Below are 18797 nucleotides of genomic sequence, written 5' to 3' on the forward strand. Positions count from 1 at the left end.
ATTCCTCGCTTAGTCCTTGGCGCGCTCGGAGTAGGAGCCGTCTTCGGTCATCACCACGATACGGGTGCCGACGGCGATGTGCGGCGGCACGGTGGTGCGCAGGCCGTTGGAGAGCACCGCGGGCTTGTAGGAGGAGGAGGCGGTCTGGCCCTTGGTCACGGGCTCGGTCTCGACCACTTCCAGCGTCACGCGCTGCGGCAACGCGATCGACACCACGTTGACGTCATGCGTCGACAGCTTGACCGTCATACTCTCCTGGAGATAGGCGGCCGCGTCGCCGATGACGTCCTTGGACACCTGGACCTGGTCATAGGTCTCCGGGTTCATGAAATGGAAGCCGTCGCCATCTTCATAGAGGAAGGTGAAGTTGCGCTCTTCGATCGTGGCCTTCTCGACCTGGTCGGTGGTCTTGTAGCGCTCGGAGATCTTTACCCCGTCCGAGATTCGGCGCATTTCGATCTGGCTGACCGGAGTGCCCTTGCCGGGATGGATGTTCTCGGCGGTCACAACGACATAAAGCTTGCCGTCTTGCTCGATCACGTTGCCCTTGCGAATAGAACTGGCGATGACTCTCAAAGCTATATTTCCTGCTTGCTTGGCCCGGCTCCGGCCAGGACGTGGTCAAATTGATGGGGGACCTGGGGCCTCAAATCAGACCGCGGCACCCGTTTCGGGCCGCAACATACGCATTTTGTCATTGAATGTCAGCATTTTGCTGGCCTGCGGGGCGGCCGGTTGATGGTTGGGGACAAGCCGATTTCGCCGTTCTGGTCGCCCTCGCGGCACCTCGACCGGCGGCCGCTCCTCCAGGCCAGGGGGGCCATTACCGGGTCTCTCAGGGGCTTTTTCGCCGAGCAGGGGTTCCTCGAGGTCGAAACCTCGGTCCTTCAGGTCTCCCCGGGTAACGAAACCCATCTGCACGCCCCCCGGACCGAGATCATGCGGCCCGATGGCAGCCGTGCCAGCCGGTACTTGCGGACCTCGCCGGAATTCGCCTGCAAGAAGCTGCTGGCGGCGGGCGAGGAGCGGATTTTCGAATTCGCACGGGTGTTCCGTGATCGCGAGCGTGGCGACCTGCATCTGCCCGAATTCACCATGTTGGAATGGTACCGGGCCAGCGCCCCCTATGATGCCATTATGGCGGACACCGTCGTGGTCATCGCCCGCGCCGCGCAGGCGACCGGGATCGGGAATTTCTCGTTCCGCGGCCGGGCCGCGGACCCCTTCGCCGAGCCGGAGCTGGTGACGGTCGCCGGCGCCTTCGAGCGGTTCGCAGGGATCGACCTGCTGTCGACAATTTCGGGCGGCGAGGGTAACCGTGCCGCGCTCGCGCAGGCGGCCGGCGCCAAGGTCCGGGTGGCGGAGGACGACACCTGGTCCGACATCTTCAGCAAGGTCCTGGTCGAGCATGTCGAGCCGCATCTGGGGCAGGGGCGTTTGACCATTCTGTTCGAATACCCATCTCCAGAGGCGGCGTTGGCGCGGGTGAAGGCCGATGACCCGCGGGTCGCCGAGCGGTTCGAGGTCTATGCCTGCGGCGTCGAGCTCGCCAACGGCTTTGGCGAGTTGACCGACGCCGAGGAACAGCGCAAGCGCTTCACGGAGTCGATGGCGGAGAAGCAGCGCCGCTACGGCGAGGCCTATCCGCTGGACGAGGATTTTCTGGCCGCGGTCGCCCAAATGCCGGAGGCGAGCGGTGTCGCGCTCGGCTTCGACCGGCTGGTGATGCTGGCGAGCGGCGCAGCGCGGATCGATCAGGTGGTGTGGACACCGCCTGCAAATGAAACGTTAAGTGAGACATGACGAAGACCAACCTTGCACGCACCCTGCGTGAGCCGGCCGAACTTGTGGCCGCGCAGCTTGCACCTGCCGAAGCGCTGCCCGCGCTCGAACGTGTCGCCGCGCGCTATGCGGTGGCGATCACGCCGGCGCTGGTCGAGCTGATCGACACGTCCGATCCCGACGATCCGATCGCGCGGCAATTCGTTCCGACCGCCGCAGAACTGGAGATGCAGCCAGGCGAGAGCGCCGATCCGATCGGCGATCATCCGCACTCGCCGGTGCAGGGCATTGTGCATCGCTATCCCGACCGCGTGCTGTTCAAGCTCGTCCACGTCTGCGCGGTCTATTGCCGCTTCTGCTTCCGCCGCGAAATGGTCGGGCCCGGCAAGGAGAACGCGCTCTCGGACGGCGCATATCGCGCGGCGATCGACTACATCCGTTCGCACAGCGAGATCTGGGAAGTGATCCTGACCGGCGGCGATCCCTTGATGCTATCGCCGCGCCGGATGAGCGAGATCATGGCCGATCTCGCGGGAATCGATCACGTCAAGATCATCCGCCTTCACACCCGCGTGCCGGTAGCCGATCCCGCGCGGATCAGCGACGAGATGGTGGCTGCGTTGAAGGTCGAGGGCGCGACCACCTGGGTCGCGGTGCATGCCAACCATGCGCGCGAGTTGACGGGGCCTGCGCGCGCGGCCTGCGCACGGCTTGCCGATGCCGGAATTCCCATGGTGAGTCAGTCCGTGCTTTTGCGCGGCGTCAACGACAGCATTGCCGCTTTGTCGGATTTGATGCGAGCTTTCGTCGAATGCCGGATCAAGCCCTATTATCTGCATCACGGTGATCTCGCGCCGGGCACCGTGCATTTGCGAACGACGCTGGCCCAGGGGCAGGATTTGATGCGGCAGTTGCGCGGACGGGTGTCAGGACTGTGTCAGCCCGATTATGTCATCGACATTCCCGGCGGCGCCGGCAAATCGCCGGTGGGGCCGAATTATGTGTTGGCGGTGCAAAATACCGCAGCCGACGCGCGTGAAGCGGAGACGGAAACGAGCTATCGTATCGTGGATTATTGCGGCGACGTTCATCTGTATCCGCCCGAGACGTGAGCGGCGATGCAGAGAACGTGGGTTTGAGAATGGAGGAACGGATATGAAGAAGATCATGGTGGTGGCAGCGTCGCTCGTGGTCTTGCTTGGCGGCGCGGCGGTTGCACAGCCCAGCGGCTCGAAGGGGTCGACATCCGGCGGCGCCACGTCGGGATCAGTGCCGCAGGCACCCATCGGTCATCGCCAGCCGCGCGCCGGCGATGTGCCGAACGAGAAGAATCTGAGCGATCCGAATAATCCCGTGAACAAGGAAGACGCGGCGCTCGACAAGAAGATCAAGAGCATCTGCCGCGGCTGTTAGCTTGTGGCTAGCGGCGGGCAGGGCGCGACAGCTCGCCCCGCCCGCGTTGGCTTTGGCCTTACGCCGAGCGTTCGTGCAGTCCCGCGCGCTTCGTGTTGCGCCGGATCTCGACCGCGTCAGCGAGTTGCTCGAGCGCGGTTGCCGTGGTCGCCCAGTCGATGCATCCGTCCGTGATGCTCTGGCCGTAGGTCAGCGGCTTGCCCGGCACCACGTCCTGGCGGCCGGCGACGAGATTGCTCTCGATCATCACGCCCATGATACGGTTCTCGCCACCCGAGATCTGGCCGGCGATGTCGGCCATGACCAGCGGCTGGTTTTCCGGCTTCTTGCTCGAATTGGCGTGGCTCGCATCCACCATCACCAGCGGCGCGACGCCGGATTTGGCCAGATCGTCGCAGGCCGCCGCGACGCTTGCCGCATCGTAGTTCGGCTGGCTGCCGCCGCGCAGGATGATGTGGCAATCCTCGTTGCCCGCGGTCGAAGCGATCGCCGAACGGCCGAGCTTGGTCACCGCCATGAAATGATGCGGATGTGAGGCCGACTTCACCGCGTCCGCCGCGATGCGCACATTGCCGTCGGTGCCGTTCTTGAACCCGACCGGGCAGGACAGCCCCGAGGCCAGCTCGCGATGGATCTGGCTCTCGGTCGTGCGCGCGCCGATCGCGGCCCAGGACACGAGGTCCGCAATGTATTGCGGCGTCGTCATGTCCAGAAATTCTGCGCCGGCGGGCAGGCCGAGATTGTTTACCGCGGACAGCACGTTGCGCGCCAGCCGCAGGCCCTTGTTGATGTCGAAGCTGCCGTCCAGGTCAGGATCGTTGATCAGGCCCTTCCAGCCGACGGTGGTGCGCGGCTTCTCGAAATAGACCCGCATCACGATCTCGAGCTGGTCGGCAAGGTCTTCGCGCAGGCTCGCGAGACGCTCGGCATATTCGAGCGCGGCCTTGGGATCGTGCACCGAACAGGGGCCGACCACGACGAGCAGGCGGTCGTCCTGGCCGTTGAGGATGGCATGGATGGCGTTGCGCGCCGCCATCACCACACGCGTTGCGGTGAGCGTGCGCGGGACTTCCCGCATCACCTCTTCCGGTGTGCTCAGCTCTTTCAGTTCGCGGATACGAAGATCGTCGGTCGTGCTCAGCACGGCGGGCTCCTGTTTGTTTGAACCTGCCGGCAATAAAAAAGCCGCCAGGTCTGGCGGCTTGTTCGGACGTTTGCTTCAATATTCAGATTGAGCGCGATCCTCCTGCCGCCAGCGAGCTGTCGTAGCTAAAGTACCAAAAATAGCTGGTGACGAGGGTGATCATGGCCGCTCATATAGCGCGCGATTGGCGGGTTGTCACCCCCCAATCGGCGCGAGGGGCCACGAGGCGCCTCAACTGTTGCTCTTGCGTGCTGCCAGCGCCATTCCGATCAGGGTGGCGCCGCCGAACAGCAAATTGATACCGACGAGGATGCCGATCGCCCATTCCGCCGAGCTCGGCAGCCCCGTGATCACCATGAACGCGATCGCGATGTCGACGAGGCCCGAGATCAAGAGCCAGGACCAGCGGCTGCTCAGCTCGCGGCGGTGCTCCAGCGCATACATGATGGTGGCGACGCCCTCGGCGAGGAAGTAGGCGCCGAGCACGATGGTCAGCGTCAGCACGGCCTGCATCGGCCGGGCCAGCAGGAGCATGCCGGCGAGCACGGCTAGCGCGGCCGAGATCAGCGACCACCAGAATCCCGGCGAGCTGCGCGCCCAATAGGTCACGATCAGCCCGCCAATGCCGCTGATCAGGAACATCCAGCCGAGAAAGATCGTGATCGCAAGGCTTGCGAGCGGCGGCAGGATCAGCGCGGCGACGCCGAGAACGGCAAGCAGGATGCCTTCGAACAGGAAGGCCTTCCAATGCGCCTTGACCGTTTCGCTCATGGCGGATTGCAGCCGGGAAAAATCCTCAGGCGATGTCATCGGCAGGCTCCAGATCGAAAGATGTCTGCTCAATCTAGTATGCACACACCGCGCTTGCCATCCCGTGGCTCAACCGCCGCCGTGCGCTGACGAAAAACCTTCGCCGCTGGTGCGAACGCGGTTGCGGCCGAGAATGTAGATCGCGATCGTGACAATCAGGAGCGCGAGGCCGAGCAGGATCGAGACGAAGCCGATCGGGATCAGGGCCAATGTCAGATTGCGCTCGGGGTTGATCAGCCAGTGATGGATCGAGGTCAGCACGAAGGCGAGGCCGAGGAAGCCGACGCCGCCGCCGGCGAGCAGCAGCGCCCACATCCGGCGCAGCTGGCTGAGCCGCTCCCGCGCGATATCGGTCCGCGGCGCGTGATGGCGCGCGACCCGCCGCACCAGGCGGATGGCGAAGGCGATCGAGCTGAAGCCGATCAGCAGGCTCGCTCCGCCCAGCCACATCCGCAGCGTCGGATCGAGATCGGGCATCCGCTGCAAGGTCAGCAGCGGGAAGTCGAAGGCCGAATGCAGCGCGACCGGGCCTGCGAAGATCAGCAGGCGGCTGGACAGGCGGGCCCAGTCGCGATGGTGGCGGTTGGCACCCAGCGCCGTGCCGGCGCGCGCGATCGTCAGGTAGGCGCCGGCGATGATGCCGAGCGCGCCGTGGAACGGTACGGTCAGCACGCTGCGCAGGGCGGCCAGCGAGCGCCACATCTCGGCGTGCTGGACGAGGTAGGCGAGGTTCTCGTAGGCGGCGAAGCCGAGGCCGACGGCGGCGCCATAGACCACGGTATCCATCGGATTGGCGAAGGTCCGCCGCTTGGTCGAGGAGACCAGCACGATGGCGATCACCTTGACCGCTTCCTCGGGCAGCGCGACCCCGAAGACCGAATGCATGGCGAGCGCCGCCCAGGGGTTGTCGGGGGCTGCAACCATCTTGGCGAAGGGCGCGAAATGCTGGCCGCGCCGAGCAGGAAGGCGGTCCAGACCTGGGCCGGCGGTCCCGGGCGCTCCTCGGCGGCAATGACGAGCCACAGCATCAGCAGCGCCGGGGCGATGGCGGCAGTTCCGATGACGGTGGGCAAAGCTTCAATCAGGTACATCGGCGCCGAAAATAGGTTCCCTTGATTTGCTTATCTACGTCTACCGATGCGACCATGTGTCATGCATTTGCTGTCGCGTCACTTAACAGGCGCGACAGCCGGCGTTCATCGGGATCGGCACCGAACGTGTAGATTGCGAGCGCAATCAAGCGCATGACAGAACCAGTTCGTCATCGATGGGAGCGGCCCGCGCCCGCCACCGGATCGCGATTGGCAAGTCAGATCAAGGCACTGCGCAGGTTTCTTCGATTCACGATGCACGTGACTGAGCGGCGAGTCCAGAGGCGGCGGGGCTTCCGCCTGGACAACGCGCGGCCGGGCTAACCGGCCTAGTCACGCTTCGTTGTGCGCCCACGTGGCGGCGCAGCGACCCGGCGTGCCCGCAGCTGCTCCAGCTCCCAGAAGGCGCGTACGAGGCACGTGCCAAGGCAGAAGACGATGAGCAGCAGCAGGAGGGCCTGGTCGACGGCAGGGATGTGCATCATGACGTTGATTAAGCAACGTGCATGCCATGCGTTCCCGCAGTCGCCTGCGCCGCGCGCAGCCCGCAAGGCGGTTTGGGCCGGCGCTTCCCGCGCTTCAATGCGTGGTGAACGGCGGCGGCGCGTCCGGCGCGATGTCGAAGGCGCCGAGATGGAATTCCTCGCCGACGGCCTCGTCCGGCTCGGCGTGGTGCGCCAGCAGCGTGAAGGCGGCTTGCGGATATTGCTTCCAGATATCGAGATCGCCAGCCGTAATCGTCAGCCAGCCAAAGGTGTACATGTAGCGTCCGGGCTCGGTGACCCGGCCAACTCTGTCCCAAGTGATCTTATCAATCCTAATCTTGTTGACTGCCATTCGGTCCCCCGATCGCAAGTCTGCAAATGAGGTCCGGCACGAGGCACAGACCCTCAAAAGCTGATCCCGCAATGGGGCCGCGATAGGGCAGCGGAGCGGAGGCAGGGCGGCCGGAGGAACGGCCGCCGCCTGCCGCCTTTAGCGCCCCGTCGTGGCCGCCTGCGCCTCCGTTTCGGACGCCAGCTCGAGCTGACGGTGCGAGGCGTGGAAGACGTCGTGGACGAGGCCGATCTTCTCCATGCCCAGAATGATCAGGCCGTTGAGATCGATCTCCCACCAGGCGTGCGAGATATAGGCGTCCCGCGGGAAGCGGTGATGGTTGTTGTGCAGACCCTCGCCGAAGGTGAGGATCGTGGTCACGAACTCGTTGGTCGAGGCGTCCTCGACCTCGAAGCGGCGATAGCCGTAGGCGTGGCAGACCGAGCCGGTGAGCTGGCTGGTGAGGATCAGCAGGTAACAGCGGAGCAGGCCGGAGAACAGCACGCAGCCGATCATGGTGTGCACGCCGCCGAAGGTGTAGCCGATTACGGCGGGAATGAAGACAGCGGACATCCCGTACCAGACCCAGCGCGTGCGCACGAAGAACATCGCGATCGGATCGGCGAGAATGTCCTTGGCGTAGTATTCGTTGTCGGTGGTCGCCTGGTCGAACACCCAGCTGCCCTGGGCGTGCAGGAAACCCTTGAGCGCGCTGACATAGCGATTGCCGAAGCCGTCGAATTGCGGGCTGTGGGGATCGCCGACGTCATCGGCATAGAGGTGATGGCGGCGGTGGTTGGCAACCCATTTCGCGATCGAGCCCTGCACCGCCATCTGGGCGATGGCGCAGAAGAAGACGCGCATGATCGGGCCGGTGCGGAAGCTGCGATGGACGAACAGGCGGTGCATGCCTGCGCCGATGCCGAATGTGGTCAGCGCGAACATCCAGGCGAAGGTGAACAGCTCCACCTTGCCGACGCCTTGCGTGATGGCCCAGATGATGCCCGCGACAGCGCCGACGTAGAGAATGCCGAGGAGGAGATAGCTTTCGCGCAACTTGGCCTGAACGAGCGGGCCTTCAGTGATGACGCCGGGCGGGAGCTGCGGCTTTGCGACGGCGGGCGCGTTTTGGGCGGTCTCTGCCGGGGCGAACTCAGCGATGGACATTCCAGGACTTCCAATAAGTCGAGGCCCGCAGTGATTGCGGACGTGCTGGGTCACACCCTACCGCGCGGGGATCGGCACCTCCAGTATTTAGTTAAAGTTGAGTTAAAATCGATCGGGCCGATTCAGGCCGATTGCAGCATGGGCGTACGGACGACCAGGCGGACGAGGTCGTCCCGCTGCTGCTTTTCGGCGAACTTGACCGCAAAGCCGTTGTCGAATTTGCGAATGACGCGTCCGACGCAGGCACCGACCGCAAGCGGGGTTCCGATCGGCGGGTCGTATTCGCAGGATATCGCGACACCGGCTGTGGAGACGTCGATGATGAAGCAGGCATGGGTGCTGCCGTCGGCGAGCGTCAGAAAGGTGTGCGAGACCTGGGGAACGAAGCGCGCGTCATTGCGCAGTTCCTGAATGCTGGCGTCCTTCTGCTTCTTCTCCAGCCAGGTCAGCTTTTCCGACATCCAGGCGCGCCGCTCCCGCGTCATCTCGAGTTCCATCAGAAAGCCCGCCTTCAGCGTCGCGCTGATGGTGCACTGGAATTCGCCAAAGTCCTGGAAATAGGAGGTCACGCGCTCGCCGACCTTGCCCACGACTGGTACGTCGACGATCATGCGGAACGGGGAGACACGCTTGGTGCGGCAGGCGAAGGTGCGCAGCTGGCCCTCACAATCGTACCAGCGCGGCAGCGAGTAGCTGCCGCTCACGCTGACTTCCACTGCACGCCGCCGGAGGAACTCTGAGACGGACATGAACGCCAATCGTGTTTCGGATTGTTTCCGTAGATTCACGGTAGGGCGCAACGTCTAAGCAAACGATACGCCGATCAAATAGCAGGGGTAAATTTCCGGTAAACGCCCCGGCCATCTCACGACATCGTCATTGCGCGCCGCTCAGAGAGATCCGAGCAGCACCAGCAAGGCGAGCAGGCCAAGGGCCATGAGGAGCCTGATCGCCGTCGCGGTCAGGCTGTCCGGCCTGATCTGGAATCCGAACCACGGCAATGCGTGCCGCATAGCCAGCCCCGCAGACGCTTCGACGGTCGCGAACACGACGGCGATGCCGGCAATGGTGGACCAGGATGCGGCCGGCGGCATCCATGCCGCAAGCCAGGCCGGGACGGAGCCTTGCAAGGATGCGAGCAGCGCGAACCATCCGAACAGGGATGCGAAGCCCTTGATGATGTCGGGACCGACCGTATCCGGCTCGAACCGGATGCCGACCACTCTGAGCGCGTGCTCGATGCGCTCGCCGTCGGTGAGGAAGAGATAGGCGCCGAGATAGAGCGGAATGCGCGACTGGAACAGCAGGGCGATGACACCGAACAGGACCGTGTAGCCGAAGGCATCGCCGAGAATGTCCACGCCGCTCGTGCGCGACGGCGCTATCGCGGTTGCGGCCTGGGGCTGCGGAAGCGATCGGGCGCGCGCCATGTGCTCCAGCATTCTGGCGCGCCGCTCCGGCGCGTAGGGCGCTGTACGGTGCATCCACGACGGCGGTGCCGGCGAGGCGGCGCCGGTCTGGCGGTCCGAGGGGGATTTATGCAGCACCATGGCCTGTACCGGTTCCAACGGGACATTGGTCGTCGGTCAGGGGCAGGGAGGTTCAGGGAGAGGGGCGGATTTCGCCGCATCACCCGATGGCCCGGATGATGGCGCTCCCTGGCGGAATCGAACCGCTCTCTCCACCGTGAAAGAGATGGGATGATGTCCATGGTCGTTTATCCCCGTCTAAAAATGCGTGCTGCTTTGGCTTCCTCGTCGAGCTTACGCATCCGCTCCTGGTGGTAGGTCCTGGCGGCCGCTCGGTTCTCTACCTTGGTCATTGCGCCATCGAAGCCTGGCGCCGCGAGAGTCAAATTATCAATCCCTTGGGCCGCGGAACGAACGCGGGCGCATCGTGGGTGTGGAAAAGCAAAGGCCCCGCCGGTTCACGCTGGCGGGCCCCAGCCTTGTTGCATGCGCTAATCATTCGTGAATTGCCCAGCCCTGACGCCGTAGAAATACTGATCCAGCTATGATGGCGGTGGCGTTGATTACCGGCTGTGTCAGCGTTTTGGCTCTAGGCGCCACATTCGCGGTGGTCATCTATTTCGATGCTAGAGCGGATCGCAGGCGCCAACAGTAAGGCCGCGCCAGAAGTTGATTGCCTGATGAACAGGATCACTCAAACGTTGGGCCGGACGGGGATGTCCCTTGTTGTCGTCTCTCTCGTCTCTGCCTGCTCCAGCTCAGAACATGCCGCTCCGAAGTCAGTTGTTCGATCTGGCGCGCCGTGGGCCCGAGACCTCAATGAGCCGCCCCCAAATCGAGAGCCCGCGAGTGCCGCAACTGCACAGACAAAGGCAGGCCTGAACGCTGCGCGCCAGAAGGCGGTTACCGGGCGGTAGGGGGGCTTTCGCGCTGAGTCGTCCGCAAGCTTACCTGTGCTGGCAGAACTTCACGAGCGGCGGGGCTTTGGTCCCGCGCCTAGATCAGCGGAAAATGGTTGTTCCTATATTGAAGGGCTGACGGATCCGCAGGGCTCATGGGTTAGGAGCACGTGCCCGTGCCAACATTCATGGTGCGTTTGGGCGAAGCCAATCAAGGCCAGGATAATCAAAGCCACTGCGACGCATCCGGCTACAACGTTCTGCATCATGGCTGCCACTCCAGGTAAACTGTGACTGGCTTACTCGGCCAGGCACCGGCGAGCAGGCCTTCGAAGTCCGCGCTGGGCGCCCGGTCACCGAGTGATCACCGCGGACGGTGACCGGGCGGACAAGCTATCTGGCGAAACCGGAGTCTAGAAGCTTCAGAGTCGAAATCGGCCACTTGCCGTCGTGGCCACCGATCGAGATCCGGAGCCCGTGCACCTCGTCAAGGAAGACGTGATCAACCGTCCCCGCCTTACCGTCGGTCAGGATAACACCCCTGCCGATTAGCTCCGTCTCGGCAGCATGAAGTTCTCGAAGGATGTTCGTCGCTCGTTTGGTCCAGTCATCGGACATGGTCATGCCCTACGCGGCTGGCGGATTAGTGAAGATCAGTCAGAGCGGCAGATGCATTGAGGCCATCGCCGCTTCGCGCGAGTCAGTGCCGCCAACCGTCCTTGTCGAGCTCGACCCTGAAACCTTCCGGCAGCCGCGGCATCTCGCCTTCGGTCACGACTTGCAGCGCGGGTTACTTCGGTGGGCGCAAATCGCCTTGAAGCCAGCGGCCATTGGAATGCATGGGATCTTCATGCGTTGCGAATGTCGTAAGTGCGTGATTGCAGACAGCGCAGCGAAACATGTGCAGGTCCACGCTTAGGCTTTTTGGCTCGATGCTGACGAGCATCATCTGGGCCTTGCACCTCGGACAGGCTGGGCGCGCAAATGGAGCCGGCGGAATGTGCCGCGCCAATCTGGCGGCCCACCGTTGTTCGAACTTTCTTTCGAGGTCCGCAGGGATCGTGCTCATGATCCGAACTCCGGGGTTCGCGATCCTGCCCCGGTGCTAACGCCTCAACGCTCACCGCGCCCTAAAGGTCCCAAACAGCACCAGAGGGAACCATCGCGTCCGCAGCTGCGCGGTAGTCGGCCGCCAGCGCGTTCAGTCCATCGCGCGCGAGAACGAGATCGTCATCGTCCGCCCAATCCGAGCAAAGGCGCTCCATTTCGCGCAGCTCCGCGACCCGGCGCTGTGTACGAGTCCATACCCGTATATTGGACAGGTGTTGGACACGGCGGCGGAGGAGGGCGGCAAGTGATTGATTTTGTTGGCGCTCCCTAGCGGAATCGAACCGCTCTCTCCACCGTGAAAGGGTGGCGTCCTAACCGATAGACGAAGGGAGCAAACACAAGGCCCCGCCGCTTTTCACGGCATGGCCGCCGGCCATCCGAGTCGAGCCCGGCGGCTGCAGCGGGCGAACGTATAGTGGCCTTTGGCGCCGTGGGCAAGCCGTTCGGGAACGGTCTTTTGGGACCGGTGGATAGCCTCCACCCCCGTTACATTCGGGGGCGATTTCAACGGTTTCTTAGGGGGGCCTGAGCTAGCGCTGGAACCGGAGAAATTTGTCCATGCCCCAGCCCAAGAAGCGCGCAGCCCGCAAATCGCTGTCGCGGCACGCCTGGATCACGCTCGACGGCGGATTCGCGGCGCGGCATTGCCTGGTCCAGGACATCTCCGATACCGGCGCGAAGATCATGCTGGACGAGGACGCGAGCCAGCTCCCGGGCGTGATCCGGATGGCGTTCGCGCGTGATGCCCGCACCGGGCGGAGCTGCCAGGTGATCTGGCGCCGCGGCAAATCGGCGGGCGTCAAGTTCATCTGATCCCGGGCGAGGCGACCCGGATGGCGCGGGGCGCCGGTCCGGGCTAGAACGGTTGCATGCGCGCGCCGCTCCTCATCCTCCTCCCGTTGCTGGCCACGTCCGCGGCCGCGGCCGAGGCCCTGCGCCTTCCGCCTGCCGAGGGGCCGCAGGCCGGCAAGGCTCTGCCGCTGAAGGGGACGGGTGGCACGGCGAAGGCCGGTTCCTGCGCCTCCTATGGCCCGCGCTTCGTCATGGTCGAGGGTACCGGCACCTGCGTGAAGATCGGCGGCTCGGTCAGCGTCGAGACCACGGTCAGGCGCTGAAGCCGATGCCGCCGGATCTCATGCGGCCCGACATCATCGTCCCCTTCGTGATGTATTGCGCACTGCTGTTGTGGGTCGGGCGCGGCCTGAGCTGGACGGCCAAGCTCGCCACCGCCGCCGTGACGCTGGTGCTGATCATCTGCGTGCTGCTGGTCGAGCGCGGCTGGCGCTAGGCACCGCCCAGAGCAAAAACGCGAAAACAACCCCATGCACAGTAGCCGTCAAGTGCCGGCGCGACGCTTGATGCATGCGCCGTGACGACGATTCATCGCGCAGTCAGCACAGCTTACGCCGCGCCGCCGGCTCACGACATCGGCGGTGCGACGAACTGGGCAAATCCGGGCCGCTTGCCGAGCTCGGCGAGCCAGCGGGTCAAATGCGGTTGCGCCGGACGGGTGATGCCCTCGACGCCGAGCCAGCGCCGCGCATAGGCGCCGACCGCGATGTCGGCCAGCGTGAATTGGTCGCCATCCATGAAGCGGCGCGACGAGAGCAGGCGGTCGGCGATGGCCCAGACCTCGGCGGCGGCGTCGGCATCCCGCTGCACCTGGATCATGTCGCGCTCGGCGGGGGCCGTGCGCACGATGCCCCAGAACACCGGGCGGTCCACCGGCTGCACCATCGACAGCGTCCAGTCGAGCCAGCGGTCGACGCTGGTGCGCAGCTTCGCTGCCTCGGGATAGAGCGGCGTGCCGCGGCCATGCGCGAGGCAGAGATAGCGCATGATGGAGTTCGATTCCCACAGCACGAAGTCGCCCTCGACCAGCGTCGGGATCCGCGCGTTGGGGTTCATCGCGAGATAGTCGGGCTCGCGGGTCTTGCCGAAACTCATGCCGGCGTCGATGCGCTCATAGGGCAGGTCGAGCTCGGCGAGGCACCACAGCACCTTCTGCACGTTGACCGAGTTGGCGCGGCCCCAGATCGTCCGCTTGGTGTCCGGCATGAAGTCCTCCCGCGTTTCGCTTTGGCGCGCGTGATAGCGGAATTCCCTGGCGGGAGCGACGGCGATTGCGGCGCGCCCCTCATGCAAAAAGCTCCGCCGTCGGCGGAGCTTTCATTGCAAGCTGAACTTGGCAAGTTGAACCTAGCAAGTTGAGCCTGGCAAATCGAACCCGGCAAATCGAGCCCGATGATCAGTGGCCGAAGAACAGCCACAACAGAATGATCACCGGGATCGGCACGCCAAGCATCCACAGCAACAGTCCTCGTCCCATTGCGTCCTCCTCCAATCGTTATGTCGGAAGGACAACACCGGTAGCGAGGGCTGGTTCCTGCGTCGCGGCCCTACCAGTGGCCGGTATTCGGCATCGACGACCAGGGCTCGGCCGGCGCCTTCGGCTCGCCCTTCTGCAGCAACTCGATCGAGTGCAGATCCGGCGAACGGACGAAGGCCATGTTGCCGTCGCGCGGCGGCCGGTTGATAGTGACGCCGGCCTTCATCAGCTGCGCGCAGGTTGCGTAGATGTCGTCGACCTCATAGGCGAGATGGCCGAAGAAGCGATCCTCGCCATACTTCTCCTCGTCCCAATTGTAAGTGAGCTCGACCAGCGGCGCGCCGCGCGTTTGCGGCTGCTTCTTCAGCGCCTCGAGATCGTCCGCCGAGCACAGGAAGACGAGCGTGAAGCGCCCCTTGTCATTCTCGATCCGCCGCACCTCCTTCAGTCCCAGCGCATCCTGGTAAAACTTCAGCGCGACATCGAGATTGCGCACGCGCAGCATGGTATGGAGGTATCGCATGGTTGTTGCTCCCTGATACGGAGGTGTTTTGGTTTGGGCCGGAACGGCGGGGACAGGAGATAGCAGGAAAGTGGGAGGAGGGGCAGGGGGCGTGCGCACATGCACGTGAGGTCGAAACCTGCTGGTGAAGTATCGCCCCAAGCGTGGACCGAAGCCACAGAGTCAGCAGGGGCGACGGCGAATGAGTTTAATCACCGTCACCGCAATTCACGCCGTTGCCGGATGATGCTCTTGGCCCATGCATGCCAATTGACCGGGTTAGTGTCTTTCTGGCCAACAAGCCGATTTACACAGTGTGCCGGTTGGGGGATGCCCTATTCTGAGCCATGCAACGAAATCTCGACCGTGATGCCGTCTTTGATTAATTCGCCATCGAAGAGAAATATTGCGGCTTCCGGATAGAAGTATTGTGCCTCCCAGCCAGCTTTTATCTCTCGATTGTCGATTTTGACGTCAGCCCGAATAGGGATGAACTGCTTATCATAGAATAGTATCAACGCCCATTTCCCATTGCTTAGGCTGTAAGCCAAGGGATATCGGACCACGTTGTAACGATTGAGAACATTATGTTTCCAGCCAGCACGTTCCATCTCGAAGCTCATGCTGGCGCGATTTTCGACTGGTTTGCCTTGCGTCGGGTCCTTTTGTTGGTTGAGTTGCGCGGTCTGCTTTTTGAGGTCTTCATTCACGCGATCGAAGGCTAGAAACGCAGAGATAGCTAGACCAACTATTACTAGCCGTCGGAAGGTCCTGTGGCGGCCTTCTTCAGGCCAGTGCTCATGGAGCCAATCCAAAAAGGCTTTCGGCCAAAAATTTCGACTCAGAAGCTGATCTATTAGAAAGATTATCCCAGTCGCCAAAAGGAAGAATTGAGTGAAGAAAGCGAAAGCGAACTCCCAAATCCTTGTCGCATAGTCGGTCAATGCCGCAATCATTGAAACACCCAAGTCGTCATAAGAACCATAAAGACACGTTGAGGCAGGTCATCTTCCCGCAATTGCGGTGACAGCTCGTCACTTCGCCTTCGCTATCTTATTTAAGATCGTTATTGCGTCATTTAGAGGTGCTAGACCGGCTCCCGCGTGGTCAGAGCAATATGGATAACTGTTTCCAGAACGAGCGGCGTTGATTGAATCAATGCCCTGCTGCGTGTCTAACACCAGTTTCGCGATAGTCGCTTGATCAACATTACTAGTGTTCGATTGCCAGAAACGCAGCTGCGGGTAAGAGAACGCAAAGAATGCCACTCCGGAGATTAGTGCTGCCGCGGAAGTAGCCGGCGTCCAATCGAATTCGATGCCGAAGAACTTCTTGGGAGCGAAGAGCCCGAGGAAGGCCAAGAATATTCCGAGCGCCATCGCGGCACTGTCGCCCGAACCATACAATTTCAAAAATTCGTCCATATAGGGGCTCTCTAAAGCTGAAGGTCGGTTGAAAGCCTTGCTAATAGCAGCTTTTCCGTGTGAATAGTAGTACGCTCCAGACGGAGCGCGCGGGGGCGCAAGAGCGATGGTTGTTGCGATTCAATATCTGAAAGTCTTGCTGACTTTAGCTACGGCTGGCTGCGCTGTTGCATCGGGATTATACTGGATCAAGTCAGCGCGAGCTAAGGTTATGGCATCCACAACTTCGGTCGGTGGTGTGTTCGGTGGCGGCATCCACGTAAAGTTGGGCACTGGCGAGGTCATCGATTTTCACGCGACGTTTGATGAGCAGTCAAAATTTAATTCGAGGGCTGCCTACACATCCGCCGCCGCAGCGGGATTAGGGGGCGCTCTCGCTCTGCTGAGTTTAATCACACCGACGTAGTAGCTCTTGCCAATAACATCGTAGCGGTGCGCACTCTCGGAGACGATCGTTCATCGCTCGCCTCGATCGACTGACCGGCCAGCTTCTGAAACCGGAGATTACGGTGACAGTGCACTCAATTGATCCTTCCACCAAGTGTGGATCGAAGCAGACCGCGAATTAATTTAATGCACTGTCACCGTTACTCCCGAAATCGTCTCGCCACGTACGGTTTCAGCAAGCGTCCGAACGAGAGCGACCAAAATTATACGGTAAAACATGATGCGTCCCGGTAAGGAGTCCCGAGCCGCAGCTTATAGTAGAGTCCAAAACAGATAAATCCCGCGCTATGCGAGCGATTACGGTGGCAGCACAGTCACCGTAATTCCAAGGACGGTTATCGGACCTTCGGTCAACTCCTTGGACGAGATGCAGGAGCTAACAAACTTTCCTTGAGGGGAAGCGCAATGGCCGGACGAGACAAGCAACCGCCTAGACGTCTCGCAGACACTATCGTAGGCCGCGTGCTGGCTGGTCTAACCGTAGCGGGGATAGGCTTCCTCGCGGGCACCTTTCAGCCGTTCTGGCCGACTGAGCCGGAGTTTGACGCAGGCGCCCCCTCTCTGGCGTCGCCTTTCGACGTTCCCTTCACGGTCACGAACAATAGCAAGGTCTTCAAGATTACAGACCTGAAGATCATCTGCGAGCTGATCGAAGTGACGACCCGAAATAACAACGGCGTCGCGAACATCACCCTAAACGTTGCGGCATCGAACTTCATCGAGCCAGGGGAGGCGCCGATCTACATATGCCCTCTCAATCGCTTCGTTGCGCTGCCGCAAGGTGATCCGATTGTTAGGGCCGTAATGCGCTTCAACTATTCGTATTCACAATCTGCGTGGTGGAGCGAGACCCAGATGGCGTCAAAACAAACGCGTGTATTTTCGCTCTTGACGAACGTCGTTCCGCCTCGCTGGACCGCACAGCGTAGATTGAATTGATCGGAGTTACGGTGACAGTGCACTCAACTCCGACGGCAGATGGCAGCGGGTTGAATGCACTGTCACCGTAACTCCAATGCGCTGTCAGCGGAATTCAGCGCTTCTCGTCAATGAGCAAGCCCGGTCCTGCCGATGAACCATCCTCAATGCCATGGTCACTAATGCCCATATCTGGAAGGTATTTCGCCGTGAAATGGTTCAAACGATATGCAATTGGCTGCCTGATCTGGTTGATCCTCGGCGGCATCAACGATGGCTACAGACGGCCCGGCGAAGACATGCGTTGGGGCGCTATCGTCATGGTGGCGGGTTTTTGGCCAATCGTGACCGCCGTCATCGTTGGCAGCTCTGTTGGCGAGGTTGCGCACAAGATCAATGAAGGGAAGCTGGGGTGACTGACGTGTCCGACACCCAGAAACTGATGCCCGCACTCTCGACGCCTAGGCGCGACCTGCTGAGGCGAGAAATATATAGGCAATTCGGATTTGATGGTCGAAAGACGCTCTTCTTGCTCCTTCTCCTTTTCGCGATCCCCGCGGACGACTGCTCCGCGCAGACACCGCCGCCCCCAGTCGACGAACATGCGTTCGAGCGCGTGCCGCCGACAGTCGTGAAGAGATTGGCGACCCGCTTTTCGCTAGGCGCATTCGCCGGCCGCTTCGAAGAGACGCGGCTCGGCGCGGTTCGCGAAGCCGTGGGCGAAGGGACCATCCGACACCAAGGCGACGCTGGAGATAGCATCTATTGGCTGTGTTATCGGCGCGCGCAGCATCGATTATGGGTGGTGTCCAGCGGAGAGATGGGCGGCCCGGACCATCTCGTCACGGAGATCGTTGAAGAGCTCACCGAGAAAGACGCCGGGGCCTCGGCCGATTGCGCCATCATCCCGGAAAAGTTCTCGCCCGTCGTCCTCGACAGCAAGCTGCATTTAGGTATGTCGCGTCAGGAGGTAATCACGGCGTTGGGACCGCCGTCGAAGTCGGAAGCTGCTCAGATCGTGTATTCTCACGAGGGAAAGCTCGCAGACGGTTTCGATGAGACCGCTTGGCTCATTCTCGGATTTGGTGAGGACAAGCTCGTGTCCATGCGCGGCGGCAAGACCACGACGAATTGAAGTGGCTGCGAGCAGCGTTCGCGCTTCGCGACGGATGCGAACGAGTCACGCTCGCTCCCGCACCAGCCCCATCATATACCCCAGCTTCTCCACCACCTTCGGCGAAAGCAAGCCAATGGCACTTGCGCCACGCGCGTCGACCGGGCCCCAGGGGATCTGGTCCGGCAATATGACGATCTCCCCTTGATTGACGACGGTTGAATTTACTCCTTTTGGTTGCAGGGGGCGCTAGCGGGTCCTAACGCAAGGCGTGAGCCGCGCATGCGTGACCGTCTGTCCGCGCAAGGACATGACACGATGCGGCTGCAACATCAAAAAGGGGGATCGCGACGTGCGCGCGA

The 18797-nt window shown here is 62.2% G+C and carries 21 protein-coding genes, 1 tRNA gene and 1 pseudogene; 9 read left to right on the forward strand and 14 right to left on the reverse strand.

Annotated features, from left to right (window positions below; genetic code table 11):
• Positions 1–9: 9 nt before the first annotated feature.
• The gene (gene efp / locus AC0L3X_RS03920) at positions 10–576 is read right to left on the reverse strand and encodes an elongation factor P (protein WP_063983478.1); all 567 of its coding nucleotides are present in this window, start codon (positions 574–576) and stop codon (positions 10–12) included.
• Positions 577–738: 162 nt separating this feature from the next.
• Between efp and epmA the strand changes: the two genes are divergently transcribed.
• The 3 genes from epmA to AC0L3X_RS03935 are packed head-to-tail and all read left to right on the forward strand — an operon-like array spanning position 739 to position 3195.
• Positions 739–1803 carry an EF-P lysine aminoacylase EpmA gene (epmA, locus tag AC0L3X_RS03925; protein WP_063983477.1) on the forward strand — a complete coding sequence of 355 codons (1065 nt, stop codon included), beginning with the start codon at positions 739–741 and terminating at the stop codon, positions 1801–1803.
• Positions 1800–2894, forward strand: a complete 1095-nt coding sequence (locus AC0L3X_RS03930) for a lysine-2,3-aminomutase-like protein (protein WP_354131286.1) — start codon at positions 1800–1802, stop codon at positions 2892–2894. Before epmA ends, AC0L3X_RS03930 begins: the two co-directional genes overlap by 4 nt.
• 43 nt (positions 2895–2937) lie before the next feature.
• Complete coding sequence (locus AC0L3X_RS03935; protein ID WP_085401231.1) at positions 2938–3195, forward strand: hypothetical protein; 258 nt, start codon at positions 2938–2940, stop codon at positions 3193–3195.
• A 58-nt stretch (positions 3196–3253) separates the two neighbouring features.
• On the opposite strand, the gene AC0L3X_RS03940 is transcribed toward AC0L3X_RS03935, so the two are convergent.
• The 9 genes and pseudogenes from AC0L3X_RS03940 to AC0L3X_RS03980 form a co-directional block, all read right to left on the reverse strand.
• Complete coding sequence (locus AC0L3X_RS03940; RefSeq protein ID WP_283018796.1) at positions 3254–4339, reverse strand: 3-deoxy-7-phosphoheptulonate synthase; 1086 nt, start codon at positions 4337–4339, stop codon at positions 3254–3256.
• 231 nt (positions 4340–4570) lie between these two features.
• Entirely contained in the window at positions 4571–5149 is a 579-nt protein-coding gene (locus AC0L3X_RS03945; protein ID WP_063983474.1) for an HdeD family acid-resistance protein, read from the reverse strand.
• Positions 5150–5218: 69 nt separating this feature from the next.
• Positions 5219–6240: pseudogene (locus AC0L3X_RS03950) on the reverse strand (PrsW family glutamic-type intramembrane protease).
• 579 nt (positions 6241–6819) lie between these two features.
• Positions 6820–7077, reverse strand: coding sequence for a hypothetical protein (locus AC0L3X_RS03955; protein WP_283018798.1), 258 nt, complete (start codon positions 7075–7077; stop codon positions 6820–6822).
• Between the two features lie 138 nt (positions 7078–7215).
• The gene (locus AC0L3X_RS03960) at positions 7216–8223 is read right to left on the reverse strand and encodes an acyl-CoA desaturase (protein ID WP_283018799.1); all 1008 of its coding nucleotides are present in this window, start codon (positions 8221–8223) and stop codon (positions 7216–7218) included.
• Between the two features lie 122 nt (positions 8224–8345).
• A complete protein-coding gene (locus tag AC0L3X_RS03965; RefSeq protein ID WP_283018800.1) occupies positions 8346–8972 on the reverse strand; it encodes a PilZ domain-containing protein in 627 nt (208 codons plus the stop codon).
• Between the two features lie 141 nt (positions 8973–9113).
• On the reverse strand, positions 9114–9773 hold the full coding sequence (locus AC0L3X_RS03970; protein ID WP_283018801.1) for a hypothetical protein: 660 nt from the start codon (positions 9771–9773) through the stop codon (positions 9114–9116).
• A 1211-nt stretch (positions 9774–10984) separates the two neighbouring features.
• On the reverse strand, positions 10985–11215 hold the full coding sequence (locus tag AC0L3X_RS03975; protein ID WP_081369264.1) for a photosystem reaction center subunit H: 231 nt from the start codon (positions 11213–11215) through the stop codon (positions 10985–10987).
• Between the two features lie 744 nt (positions 11216–11959).
• A tRNA-Glu gene (locus AC0L3X_RS03980) sits at positions 11960–12034 on the reverse strand.
• 225 nt (positions 12035–12259) lie between these two features.
• Between AC0L3X_RS03980 and AC0L3X_RS03985 the strand changes: the two genes are divergently transcribed.
• The 3 genes from AC0L3X_RS03985 to AC0L3X_RS03995 are packed head-to-tail and all read left to right on the forward strand — an operon-like array spanning position 12260 to position 12989.
• Positions 12260–12514, forward strand: coding sequence for a PilZ domain-containing protein (locus AC0L3X_RS03985; RefSeq protein WP_071914215.1), 255 nt, complete (start codon positions 12260–12262; stop codon positions 12512–12514).
• A gap of 56 nt (positions 12515–12570) precedes the next feature.
• On the forward strand, positions 12571–12816 hold the full coding sequence (locus tag AC0L3X_RS03990; protein WP_283016370.1) for a hypothetical protein: 246 nt from the start codon (positions 12571–12573) through the stop codon (positions 12814–12816).
• A 5-nt stretch (positions 12817–12821) separates the two neighbouring features.
• Entirely contained in the window at positions 12822–12989 is a 168-nt protein-coding gene (locus AC0L3X_RS03995) for a hypothetical protein (protein WP_014495480.1), read from the forward strand.
• A gap of 131 nt (positions 12990–13120) precedes the next feature.
• Here the strand turns inward: AC0L3X_RS03995 and AC0L3X_RS04000 are convergent, their stop codons facing one another.
• The 4 genes from AC0L3X_RS04000 to AC0L3X_RS04015 all read right to left on the reverse strand — a co-directional run bounded on the left by AC0L3X_RS04000 (position 13121) and on the right by AC0L3X_RS04015 (position 15956).
• Positions 13121–13759, reverse strand: coding sequence for a glutathione S-transferase family protein (locus tag AC0L3X_RS04000; protein WP_135213549.1), 639 nt, complete (start codon positions 13757–13759; stop codon positions 13121–13123).
• Between the two features lie 341 nt (positions 13760–14100).
• Positions 14101–14553: a VOC family protein gene (locus AC0L3X_RS04005; protein ID WP_014495478.1), complete on the reverse strand. Its 453-nt coding sequence runs from the start codon at positions 14551–14553 to the stop codon at positions 14101–14103.
• Positions 14554–14867: 314 nt separating this feature from the next.
• Positions 14868–15488 (reverse strand): hypothetical protein, encoded by a 621-nt coding sequence (locus tag AC0L3X_RS04010; protein ID WP_283016371.1) that lies wholly within the window; start codon positions 15486–15488, stop codon positions 14868–14870.
• A gap of 78 nt (positions 15489–15566) precedes the next feature.
• Positions 15567–15956 (reverse strand): hypothetical protein, encoded by a 390-nt coding sequence (locus AC0L3X_RS04015; protein WP_283016372.1) that lies wholly within the window; start codon positions 15954–15956, stop codon positions 15567–15569.
• Between the two features lie 852 nt (positions 15957–16808).
• Between AC0L3X_RS04015 and AC0L3X_RS04020 the strand changes: the two genes are divergently transcribed.
• The 3 genes from AC0L3X_RS04020 to AC0L3X_RS04030 all read left to right on the forward strand — a co-directional run bounded on the left by AC0L3X_RS04020 (position 16809) and on the right by AC0L3X_RS04030 (position 18456).
• Entirely contained in the window at positions 16809–17342 is a 534-nt protein-coding gene (locus AC0L3X_RS04020; RefSeq protein ID WP_283016373.1) for a hypothetical protein, read from the forward strand.
• Positions 17343–17530: 188 nt separating this feature from the next.
• Positions 17531–17737 (forward strand): hypothetical protein, encoded by a 207-nt coding sequence (locus tag AC0L3X_RS04025; protein ID WP_028151003.1) that lies wholly within the window; start codon positions 17531–17533, stop codon positions 17735–17737.
• A gap of 5 nt (positions 17738–17742) precedes the next feature.
• Positions 17743–18456, forward strand: a complete 714-nt coding sequence (locus tag AC0L3X_RS04030; RefSeq protein WP_354113853.1) for a hypothetical protein — start codon at positions 17743–17745, stop codon at positions 18454–18456.
• Positions 18457–18797: the final 341 nt, after the last annotated feature.

The organism is Bradyrhizobium sp. MI1.7 (genome assembly GCF_055811795.1).

Excerpts from the sequence above, each read along its gene's own strand:
- AC0L3X_RS03960 (WP_283018799.1), bottom strand. The coding sequence starts at position 8,223 with ATGTCCATCGCTGAGTTCGCCCCGGCAGAGACCGCCCAAAACGCGCCC.
- AC0L3X_RS03935 (WP_085401231.1), top strand. The coding sequence starts at position 2,938 with ATGAAGAAGATCATGGTGGTGGCAGCGTCGCTCGTGGTCTTGCTTGGC.
- AC0L3X_RS03985 (WP_071914215.1), top strand. The coding sequence starts at position 12,260 with ATGCCCCAGCCCAAGAAGCGCGCAGCCCGCAAATCGCTGTCGCGGCAC.
- epmA (WP_063983477.1), top strand. The coding sequence starts at position 739 with ATGGTTGGGGACAAGCCGATTTCGCCGTTCTGGTCGCCCTCGCGGCAC.
- AC0L3X_RS03965 (WP_283018800.1), bottom strand. The coding sequence starts at position 8,972 with ATGTCCGTCTCAGAGTTCCTCCGGCGGCGTGCAGTGGAAGTCAGCGTG.
- AC0L3X_RS03930 (WP_354131286.1), top strand. The coding sequence starts at position 1,800 with ATGACGAAGACCAACCTTGCACGCACCCTGCGTGAGCCGGCCGAACTT.
- AC0L3X_RS04010 (WP_283016371.1), bottom strand. The coding sequence starts at position 15,488 with ATGATTGCGGCATTGACCGACTATGCGACAAGGATTTGGGAGTTCGCT.
- AC0L3X_RS03970 (WP_283018801.1), bottom strand. The coding sequence starts at position 9,773 with ATGGTGCTGCATAAATCCCCCTCGGACCGCCAGACCGGCGCCGCCTCG.
- AC0L3X_RS03995 (WP_014495480.1), top strand. The coding sequence starts at position 12,822 with ATGCCGCCGGATCTCATGCGGCCCGACATCATCGTCCCCTTCGTGATG.
- AC0L3X_RS04020 (WP_283016373.1), top strand. The coding sequence starts at position 16,809 with ATGGCCGGACGAGACAAGCAACCGCCTAGACGTCTCGCAGACACTATC.
- AC0L3X_RS03990 (WP_283016370.1), top strand. The coding sequence starts at position 12,571 with ATGCGCGCGCCGCTCCTCATCCTCCTCCCGTTGCTGGCCACGTCCGCG.
- AC0L3X_RS03945 (WP_063983474.1), bottom strand. The coding sequence starts at position 5,149 with ATGACATCGCCTGAGGATTTTTCCCGGCTGCAATCCGCCATGAGCGAA.
- AC0L3X_RS03975 (WP_081369264.1), bottom strand. The coding sequence starts at position 11,215 with ATGACCATGTCCGATGACTGGACCAAACGAGCGACGAACATCCTTCGA.
- AC0L3X_RS03955 (WP_283018798.1), bottom strand. The coding sequence starts at position 7,077 with ATGGCAGTCAACAAGATTAGGATTGATAAGATCACTTGGGACAGAGTT.
- AC0L3X_RS04015 (WP_283016372.1), bottom strand. The coding sequence starts at position 15,956 with ATGGACGAATTTTTGAAATTGTATGGTTCGGGCGACAGTGCCGCGATG.
- AC0L3X_RS04005 (WP_014495478.1), bottom strand. The coding sequence starts at position 14,553 with ATGCGATACCTCCATACCATGCTGCGCGTGCGCAATCTCGATGTCGCG.
- AC0L3X_RS04000 (WP_135213549.1), bottom strand. The coding sequence starts at position 13,759 with ATGCCGGACACCAAGCGGACGATCTGGGGCCGCGCCAACTCGGTCAAC.